At 38.1% G+C, this 7,869-nt stretch carries 5 protein-coding genes; 3 read left to right on the top strand and 2 right to left on the bottom strand.

Features of this window, described 5'->3' with window-relative positions:
• The 3 genes from PLA12_13970 to PLA12_13960 all read left to right on the top strand — a co-directional run.
• Positions 1–1,004 (top strand): hypothetical protein (locus tag PLA12_13970; protein ID HOQ33594.1); only part of this gene is annotated, 1,004 nt, incomplete at its 5' end.
• A complete protein-coding gene (gene cas6, locus PLA12_13965; GenBank protein HOQ33593.1) occupies positions 1,005–1,967 on the top strand; it encodes a CRISPR system precrRNA processing endoribonuclease RAMP protein Cas6 in 963 nt (320 codons plus the stop codon).
• 40 nt (positions 1,968–2,007) lie between these two features.
• Positions 2,008–3,135, top strand: a complete 1,128-nt coding sequence (locus tag PLA12_13960) for a C69 family dipeptidase (GenBank protein HOQ33592.1) — start codon at positions 2,008–2,010, stop codon at positions 3,133–3,135.
• Between the two features lie 175 nt (positions 3,136–3,310).
• Here the strand turns inward: PLA12_13960 and PLA12_13955 are convergent, their stop codons facing one another.
• Positions 3,311–4,285: a Ca2+-dependent phosphoinositide-specific phospholipase C gene (locus PLA12_13955; GenBank protein ID HOQ33591.1), complete on the bottom strand. Its 975-nt coding sequence runs from the start codon at positions 4,283–4,285 to the stop codon at positions 3,311–3,313.
• A gap of 408 nt (positions 4,286–4,693) precedes the next feature.
• A partial coding sequence (locus PLA12_13950) for a PASTA domain-containing protein (GenBank protein ID HOQ33590.1) occupies positions 4,694–7,869 on the bottom strand: 3,176 nt, incomplete at its 5' end.

Here is a 7,869-nt window from a genome sequence, read left to right as displayed (position 1 = left end):
ATGAGGTATATGCAGAGATTACAGGGGGAACTCCACAAATAAACACAGCCCTTATATTAAATTGCATAAAATATTTTAATGAAAGAGTTCAATTCATTTATAAACCTGAAAATGAGACTACAATCAAAAGTTTGAACATAGGCAAATATATAATAAAAAACTATGAGCATAAAGCCCTTCAACGACTTGCTGAAAACTATGATTTTGATGCAATAAATAAAAATGAAAATTATCCACAAATTATAAGAAAACTTGCCGAATGTGCTTGTTACCGTATGGACTTTGATTTTTATAATTACAAGCAATGTATATCGGACACTAATCAATCTTATTCGGAATTATCATCTTATGAAAATATCGGAATACTCCAAGAGGATGCCGATAACTTATTTCCAAAAAGCCCCGAAGCAGTGTTTAACGAGATTTATTGGAACGCCGTTATTATGTGGAAGAGGAATGAATGTGCAAACTTTATTGGTAGGGTATGGAGAATCAAAGAGGCTGTTATGCAATATGCATTAATAGATATTATAGAATGCTCTTGGAACAAGATAACAACAGATTTCAAAAATAAGTTTATAGAATGGGCTAGAAATGATAAAGATTTTATATACCATCTTAGAAATAATAGTAATGAATATGGTTTAAAAGACAAAGTAACCAAGGAGCATATTATTCCAAGTTCCCCATTTCTTAATGCATCCGTAGATTTCTTAGCACAAAGAGGTAGTGCAAATAGTAAATCAAAAATTAATTTCGAAGGTCTCTCAGACACAATTAAAAAACTAAATGAATTTTCAAATATGAGAAATAATTCTATCATTGCTCATGGTTTTGAACCCATATCAAAACAACAGATTGAAAAAAACAACAATGAAGACATACTTAATATTTTACAGGGATTAATTAAATCTATAGGAATACAAATATCTGATAATAATCCTTATGATATTTTCAGTGAGATTATTAAAAACATAAATGAAAAATATCTGGAACAAATATAGATGTTTGAACAACTTAGTTTTACAATTCAAAGGATTACTTTTTTAGCAGAAGAGCCTTTATTAGTTCCTGAATATAAAGGTTCGATGATACGAGGTGCATTGGGACATGCATTAAAAAAAGTTTCCTGTGCTCTTAAACGATTTTCCTGCCCAGAGTGTCCTATTCGAGAAAAATGTGCTTATAGTGTGTGCTTTGAAACACCTATCCCTAAATCGTCTGAAATAATGAAAAAATATCCAAAAGCACCTCATCCTTATATCCTTGAACCTCCCCTTGATTCAAAAGAACAATATGAGCCTGGAGAAAAATTTATATGTAATTTAACTCTTATTGGCAGAGCGATAGATTTCTTACCTCACTTTATCTATGCACTAAATGTTATGGCTGAAGAAGGTTTTGGGAAAGGACGAGGAAAATCTAAATTAATTTCTCTTGATTATTTATCAAATGAGGGCCAATGGATACCTCTATACTCGTCAGAAGATAATGAATTTTTAGGGAACCCCTATTCATTTACCATTGGAAATATTAGAAACAAAAGGGATTCTCTTCAACATGAAAAGAATATTAAGATTAGCTACCTAACACCAACAAGGTTAATTATTGATGGAAATCTGCACGATACAGGAGATATCCCTTACATTCTACCCAACTTGCTCCGCAGATTAACTTTACTTCAATATTTTTTCTGTGGAGGATACCTGGAAAAAGATGTTGTTCCACTTATCGAAATTTCTAAAACTCTTCAACCCACGAATTCATCTTTCCAGTGGCAAGACTGGGTACGCTATTCCTCTCGTCAAGATAGAAAAGTTATAATGGGTGGTTTTATTGGCTCGATAGAATATGAACACATACCTTCTGATATTCTTGAAATTCTTTGTTGGGGAGAATCTTTACATATAGGAAAGGGAACTGTTTTTGGCTTGGGAAAATATCATCTTTTACCTGTGACCAAATAATATGTGTGATACGGTTGTATATGTATATGGCAATAAAGTATTGTTTGCAAAAAATTCGGATCGTGAGGTAAATGAACCGCAAGTACTTTTTTGGCAACCAAGGCGAAATCATTTAGAAGGTGAACTGCTTAAATGCACCTATATAACCATACCTCAAGTTCGTGAGACCTATGCTATTTTAATAAGCAAACCTACATGGATGTGGGGTGCTGAAATGGGAACAAATGAATTTGGGGTTACTATCGGTAATGAAGCGGTTTTTACCAATCAACCCTATGCGAAAACAGGTTTAACAGGGATGGACCTACTGCGTCTTGCTTTAGAGCGTTCTACATCTGCAAAACAGGCATGTGAAACTATTATTCAACTTATAGAAATCTATGGACAGGGCGGAAACTGTGGATTTAGAAAAAACATCTACTATCACAATAGTTTTATCGTTGCTGACCCTTATGAAGCCTATGTTCTTGAAACTGCGGATAAATACTATGAGATAGAAAAAATACAGGGTGCGCGTTCCATTTCAAATGGACTGACAATAAAGGGTTTTAAAGAGAAATTTGAGGATAAAGTAAAAAGCCAATTTACACAGTGTGTTAAACGGAGAAATGCTATTGAACAATCTATTGGAAATAACCCAACCATTCCCGATATGTTCAAACTTTTGAGACTTCACAAAGACGGAAATATTTATCCCCAATATCACTGGTTACATGGCGGAATGGATGCCCCGTGTATGCATGCCGGTGGACTATTTCTTAACTATCAGACTACATCATCATGGGTTTCGGAACTTTCGTCAAAACATTGTTTACATTGGGTTACGGCTACATCAACTCCCTGTATCAGCCTATTCAAGCCTGTCGATATATTGCAACCTCTGAGTGAAAAATTTTGCAATACCAATAACGAACTAAATAATGTTTTCTGGTGGACACATGAAAAATTCCAGCGGTTAGTAATGAAAGACCCTAAAAATACATTTCCTATATTTTTTGAAGAAAAAGAACAGGTAGAACATGAATGGCTAAAAAATCTTCCTGACCCTGAAACCTCCTTTACTTTACATAAACTATTACTTCAACAGTGGACTGAAAAACTACTTAATCTGCGTATAATTGATTCCCGTCCGTTTTGGACACAGTATTTCTGGAAAAGGCATATATAGCATAATTTGTCTGTCTGTGTAAAGATAAATTCAGTGTTTCCTTGCGATTTAATAGAATGAGAATAAATTAAAAAATATCTGGATAAGGTTGTAAGAGTATTTTTTTTAATACATGATAGTTAACCTATCTTTACCTTTGACTATATCGTGGTGTAACAGGTAAAGATGATGAAAGTTATTTTTTCTCAGGAGGGATTGTGTTATCAGTAGGTCCATTTATGGGATTCCAGCGGACAGTAGAACCATCGGGAAATATTGTCTGGTAACCTGTTTTTTGATAAGGTTCTCCTGGAGGATTATCTGTGGAGATAACTTGTGCTCCGCATGAAAATGCTTTCTGGGATTTTGGATTACCTCCAAAAACACGAATAAAGTATCCTTTTTGGACCCATATAGGTATTTCTTCATGAAAAGGATTATCTATTATTACGGTTGCAGAGTAAGGTTCACCGGGGCGTGAATTAACAAACATCAGTCGGTTTTCTAAGTTTGGATGACCGTCGAGATACATCTCTCTTAATTTTTCCCTGTTATGGAATATAAACATGATTTTTCCTCGCACTTCATCTAAAGTAGGCCAACCTTTATTTAATATTGCTTCTTCCAGTGTCTTAAAATCTCCACGGACACTGTCCGGTGTGATTATCCTATCTTTACTCCATACAGCAAGTATATCTTCTTCAATTCGTTCAATATCCTCCTTTGTCGGGATTGTTATACGCTTATCAATCACAGGTCCTTCATCTTTCCATTCTATCAATACACTAATAGGAACATGCCATGGATTTTGGTCTGACCATTCGCGTATAGTCCTCAAACATTCTTGTAAATTCAAGCATGTGCTTGTGTCATCAAATTTCGGCACATGCATAACTTTCCAGCCCTCAGGTGTGTTGTGAATATCTAATTCAAAACTGCGGACGCCATTATTTAATTGTAAATCTAAAGGTAAATGTTCATAATCCCAATCTTTTGTTTCTTTTACATACTCTTTCGCCCAAGAAAGGTATTGAGGGCGTTTATGATAACTGTTATGCGTTCCAATCACCTGAATCTGATTCATTTTAGGCATTGTTATTTCATCGCAAAAAGAAAAATTACAATTAACAAGCCATATAAAAAATAGTAAAATAAACTGTTTATATTTCATATCTGAATATACCCTTAACTTAAATCTAAATATTTTGACCTGTGAAAGAAAAAATAGTTTCCATTATCATTAAAATTGCATCTATTAAAAATAGATAGAAAGTGCCTCCAATATAGCACAGACATTTTTGTCTGTGATTTCTTTCCTGCCCTTGCCCTTATGTAGTTGAAGCGTCCTCACCTCTGATATTTTTAAAGGTTTATTCTTTTACCACAAAGAATACAGAGACCCTACACAAAATTCACAATGTAGGAGAGAAAAATCTTTTGCATCTACACCCCTGTCTCCTTTATGTAATATTCCTTCGTGTCCTCTTAAAATTGAAACGATATTTAATAACCAAAAAATATGGGCAGACTTGCAAGTCCGCCCATCTATTACTTACTCACAAGATATTGACATACTTATTCATAACCCTGAGCCGGGGCAATAGCCATCTTCGCTTTCAGGGTCTTCCGGACAGGGATGATAACCACCGCTGTTGAAGAATTGGATTAATCGCAATAATTCACTTAACGATATATTCCAATCCGACGGATTATAGTCAGAGGCATGCGGATGACAACTCTGGTCACCTGGACCCGGTGCATAACCATCTTCTCCGAAGGAATCACAATGATATGCTCCATAATTGAAGAACTGGATTATGCGCAATAATTCCGATAGGCTTATTTGCCCATCTCCATCTTGGTCTGCACTATGGTGAGGAGGTACTCCTCCTTCTCCTTCACCTTCTGTAACTCCTTCGCCTTCCAGTGTGCCTTCGGGCGTACCCTCTACTGCACCTTCGGGTGTCCCTTCCGTTGTTCCTTCGGGTGTGCCTTCAACTATACCTTCTCCTTCCAGCGTGCCTTCCGATGTTCCTTCTACAGAACCTTCTGCAGTACCTTCACCTTCAGTAGCTCCTTCAACTATGCCTTCAGGAACACCTTCACCTTCCGCTATACCCTCTGGAATTCCTTCTCCTTCTGGAGTTCCTTCCGGAATACCTTCAATCATGCCCTCACCTTCAACTATTCCTTCGCCTTCCGTTGTCCCTTCAGTAATACCTTCTCCTTCCAATGTTCCTTCTGGTATGCCTTCAACAACACCTTCACCTTCAGTAATTCCTTCACCTTCTGCAGTCCCTTCCGGTGTTCCTTCAGGTGTCCCCTCTACTGAACCTTCGCCTTCAATGCATGGACCTGTGGAAACAACTATGTCCACCATACCACACGGAACTATCTGTAAACCAGAACCCGGAGATTGGCTTACTATTCTACCTTCGACAATTATATTACTGCATTGTTGAGTTACTGTGCCTAATCTTAACCCCATTCCTGTTAGTAATGCTTCTGCACTTGCTGGCGTTAAGTCAACCACACTGGGCACCTGAACAAGGTAAGGATTTGTTATTTCTTTTAACCAAGGGTAACTACATGTTTCGATAATATCCCATCTATCTGTAAAATCCCAGCCGACATAAGTGGCTTGTTGTTTCATTTCTGCTGTGGTTTTTCCTGTACCACCCGCAGAACTACTCCGTCCCGAAGTCTCTATATCCCAGTAACAATTTGATACCGAGCCTCCTTCTTTTATGCCTATCAGTCCACCTACATTAACACCACTGCCCGACACAACGCCTGTGCTATAACAATATGATGTCGTACCATAATAATTATAGCCTACCAGACCACCAACAAAATCACTGTTACCTGACACCGAACCTGTGCTATAGCAATTTGATACCGAACCATAATTATCTCCCACCAGACCACCAACTAAATAACCGCTACCCGATACCGTGCAATTCGTATAACATTTCGAAACTGAGGCAATGCTGCTGTTATTACCCACAAGACCGCCGACATCATTATCACCTATTACTGAGCCTGTGCTATAGCAATTCGAGATTGTGGCTAAATTATGACCTGCAAGACCTCCCACATAATCCTTACCTGTAATCTGACAATTTTCTATACCTAAATTATTTATTTTGCCTGAGATATAACCAAATAATCCGACATAATCTGTTCCTGAACGGTTAATATACAATCCCGTTATCTTATACCCCTTCCCGTCAAATGTACCCGTGAAGGGATTCCCTATTGTTCCAATCGGTGAAAATCCGGCTCCACTATTCCAGCTTATTGTATTACTGGCATCTATATCCTGTGTCAATTCATAATCTCTATTGAGAGGATAGTCAGGGTCGTTCCCTATCTTCTGCAACTCTTCTATACTATCTATCTGAATAGGACATAATCCTGTAGATACAGTTAAATCTACAGAACTACCGGGTGGTAGTTGAACTCCACTTAATGGGCTATGACTGATTACAACGCCTTCAGGAATTGTATTACTACATTGCTGACTTACCGTTCCTACGGTAAATCCTGCTTCTGTTAAGGCACTTTCCGCTGCACTCTGTGTCATGCCAGTTATTTCTGGAACTACAAATTGCCATAGAAAACGGGGATAGATTGTATTCTCTACGATACCCCATATATTTACAAAATCCCAGCCGACATAAGTGGCTTGTTGTTTCATTTCTGCTGTGGTTTTTCCTGTACCACCCGCAGAACTACTCCGTCCCGAAGTCTCTATATCCCAGTAACAATTTGATACCGAGCCTCCTTCTTTTATGCCTATCAGTCCACCTACATTAACACCACTGCCCGACACAACGCCTGTGCTATAACAATATGATGTCGTACCATAATAATTATAGCCTACCAGACCACCAACAAAATCACTGTTACCTGACACCGAACCTGTGCTATAGCAATTTGATACCGAACCATAATTATCTCCCACCAGACCACCAACTAAATAACCGCTACCCGATACCGTGCAATTCGTATAACATTTCGAAACTGAGGCAATGCTGCTGTTATTACCCACAAGACCGCCGACATCATTATCACCTATTACTGAGCCTGTGCTATAGCAATTCGAGATTGTGGCTAAATTATGACCTGCAAGACCTCCCACATAATCCTTACCTGTAATCTGACAATTTTCTATACCTAAATTATTTATTTTGCCTGAGATATAACCAAATAATCCGACATAATCTGTTCCTGAACGGTTAATATACAATCCCGTTATCTTATACCCCTTCCCGTCAAATGTACCCGTGAAGGGATTCCCTATTGTTCCAATCGGTGAAAATCCGGCTCCACTATTCCAGCTTATTGTATTACTGGCATCTATATCCTGTGTCAATTCATAATCTCTATTGAGAGGATAGTCAGGGTCGTTCCCTATCTTCTGCAACTCTTCTATACTATCTATCTGAATAGGACATAATCCTGTAGATACAGTTAAATCTACAGAACTACCGGGTGGTAGTTGAACTCCACTTAATGGGCTATGACTGATTACAACGCCTTCAGGAATTGTATTACTACATTGCTGACTTACCGTCCCCACGGTTAACCCTGCTTCTGTTATCGCACTCTCCGCATTAGACTGGCTCATGCCAACTACATTAGGTACTGTAACTGGACACGGTCCTGTGGATATGACTAAATCCACAGCACTGCCTGGCGGCACTTGTGCTCCGCCCGCTGGATTCTGGCTAACCACACTACCCGCAGGCA

Origin of the sequence: Candidatus Hydrogenedens sp. (assembly GCA_035378955.1) — a bacterium.
GTDB lineage: Bacteria > Hydrogenedentota > Hydrogenedentia > Hydrogenedentales > Hydrogenedentaceae > Hydrogenedens.
Note: the sequence above shows the minus strand (reverse complement) of the source record. Positions and strands in the feature narration are given on the sequence as shown.

Bases quoted from the DNA above. Each gene is read 5' to 3' on its own strand.
- PLA12_13955 (HOQ33591.1), bottom strand. From the start codon at position 4,285: ATGAAATATAAACAGTTTATTTTACTATTTTTTATATGGCTTGTTAAT.
- cas6 (HOQ33593.1), top strand. From the start codon at position 1,005: ATGTTTGAACAACTTAGTTTTACAATTCAAAGGATTACTTTTTTAGCA.